The organism is Staphylococcus sp. EG-SA-2 (assembly GCF_017152085.1).
On the sequence record NZ_JACYHC010001208.1, the window covers coordinates 1 to 645 of the forward strand.

Annotated in this window: 1 protein-coding gene; it reads left to right on the forward strand. The window is 37.4% G+C overall.

Translation table 11 applies throughout. The features are described from left to right. A partial coding sequence (locus IDG60_RS28145; protein ID WP_481906114.1) for a sodium:solute symporter family transporter occupies positions 1 to 645 on the forward strand: 645 nt, incomplete at both ends.

Consider the following 645-nt stretch of genomic DNA (forward strand, 5'->3'; position numbering starts at 1 on the left):
GCGTTTATTTTACCAAGCGCGCGAGCCAAAGTACCAATAGTTTCTTTACCGCAAGTGGTCGCTTGCCATCTTGGGTAGTTGGCTTTTCAATTTATGCTACTACGTTAAGTGCGATTACATTTATGTCGACACCAGAGAAAGCATTTTTAACAGATTGGTCATATATCGCTGGTAACATTGCTATCGTCGCAATTATTCCATTACTCATTTATTTCTATGTCCCTTTCTTTAAAAAGTTAAAAGTAACATCAGCATATGAATATTTAGAAGCTAGATTTGGCCCTAGCATACGTGTTATTGGCTCATTATTATTTGTCGTTTACCATTTAGGGCGTGTTGCAATCGTTATCTACTTACCAACATTAGCAATCACATCTGTATCAGACATGAACCCTTATATCGTTGCATCACTCGTTGGTTTACTATGTATTTTATATACATTTTTAGGTGGATTCGAAGGTGTGGTTTGGAGTGATTTCATTCAAGGCGTCATTTTATTAGGCGGCGCTTTAGTTATCATTATTCTAGGTGTTATGAACATTAAAGGCGGTTTTGGCACTGTCTTTGCAGATGCGATTGAGCACAAAAAATTAATTAGTGCAGACAATTGGAAACTAAATACTGCGGCAGCTGCCATTCCAATTA